Source organism: Bacillus sp. P4_D3, assembly GCF_056401855.1.
In genome coordinates, this window is sequence record NZ_JBFUIN010000648.1 from 1 (window position 1) to 1,747 (window position 1,747).

Annotated in this window: 2 protein-coding genes; both read right to left on the minus strand. The window is 31.6% G+C overall.

Features of this window, described 5'->3' with window-relative positions; genetic code table 11:
* Window positions 1–154 precede the first annotated feature (154 nt).
* Window positions 155–661, minus strand: coding sequence for an SMI1/KNR4 family protein (locus AC1DTM_RS25175; protein ID WP_016105236.1), 507 nt, complete (start codon window positions 659–661; stop codon window positions 155–157).
* Between the two features lie 256 nt (window positions 662–917).
* Entirely contained in the window at window positions 918–1,499 is a 582-nt protein-coding gene (locus AC1DTM_RS25180; protein WP_477001159.1) for an SMI1/KNR4 family protein, read from the minus strand.
* Between the last annotated feature and the right edge of the window lie 248 nt (window positions 1,500–1,747).

Genomic DNA, 1,747 nt, shown 5'->3' on the forward strand with positions numbered 1-1,747 from the left:
ATTCATTAACTACTACTCCTTATTTTGCARCTTCTATTTACATTCCCGTTATAAAAATCCATTAACTTACCTTCACATAAGCATTTCACTTCACATAGAAACTCATAACAAAATATGTACATCGTTTCAAATATCGTTTTCCTTTTATATCACGTCAAAGTTTATCTTTAACCTTCTCTTCTTTATCATAAGCATCTCCAAGTGATTCAAAATTTGTTTTTAGCCAATACCAATATTGCCCTTGATTGTTAATGAGGTTTTTAAGTAAATCAGTAAATGAATTTGCGATAATTTTTGACTCTCCAACTATACCGTGTCGATCGAAGAAACTATCATAACATCTACCTAATCTCTCTTCACTTAAATCTATCGTTACATACCCATCCATACGATCATTACCTATAATATACCAATTTGATGAAATATCCTCCGCACATAACTCTCCTATAATTATAGGATTAGCTAAAACAAACTCCTCTGGCTTCACAATATGAATAGCGTATTCCTCATTTTCAAATAAAATAAGCCCTCCACAAAGACTATAAAATTCTTTTACATCACTTGGAAGCATATGCTTATCCTTATCAAATTCCGGGAATTTTGTAGGCTCATGAACCCGACAGTTTGGTAATGTTTTTATTATTTCAATCAACCGCTTCATACTATATTTATATTCTCCTTCCATTTATTTAATTATTTCGAAATTTATTCACACATATCCCTCTGCTACTCTCCATTCCTTAAAACAGCAGTATGTAGGTCACAATTTTCATAAAAGGTTTTTACTTTCTTCTCATTAATTTTATTCCAAGGTTTTTTTGTAAATTAGACCACTTATCACAATAATAATTTTCCATTATTTATACGACTTCCCTTTAATATCACAAATAACACACCCTTTTTCATTAGCCTCGTCACTAATTTTTTGAGGAACTGTTTTTGTGTACAGAGATTTCCAAATTCAATTCTCCCTTTAGTTGATCACCTTTTAAAGCCAATATTTCTTCTCTATTGTAATCAACTATTGCCAAGAAATACTCTTCAAAATTCTCAAACCTATCTATTTTTTCTCCTGCAAACCAAATTATCTCACCTGGTCTACGTGAATTTGGTAAACATAAAACAAATAAGTCCTTATCCAATTCAGAGACCGCTATTGGTAATAACTCCTGTCTTAAAACACCATTTTCTTTTAAAACATCGTCATCAATTACTGTTAATAACATTTGAGCGTGATCCATTATAGCGGATTTCTTCAGTTGTTCTATACTAAATAAGTCCACAGTTTGATAAAAACCTTTCCAACCATTAGCATGTTGTAGAAAATCTCGATATATTAAATCAAGTTTATAACCCAATTCTTGTTCAAGAGCATACACATACTCTTCGCTTGCTCCTACTTCAGGAAAGTGATGTGGCCATATTTGCTCTACATCTTGTTTCATTAACTMTTGCTTCACTAAAACCAAAGTTGCTATCTTATCTTTCCAGTTAATCATCTTTTAGTCCTCCTCTACAAATTTAAGTTCAGTAGGTTTATAACCCATTATTTATCTATTAGCCCACCCATCAAGATTTAACCAACTATGAGGATTCAGTTTTCCCATCTAAGTTGTATTAAACACAAGACCAATATGCTCTTTATATGATTTTTCGTTTTCCGGAAAATTTTCAACACTCTACTTAAATTACATAGCCGTATGCAAATACAAAAATAGTGACAGTCGGATTCCACAAACTACCACTA

Excerpts from the sequence above, each read along its gene's own strand:
- AC1DTM_RS25175 (WP_016105236.1), bottom strand. The coding sequence starts at position 661 with ATGAAGCGGTTGATTGAAATAATAAAAACATTACCAAACTGTCGGGTT.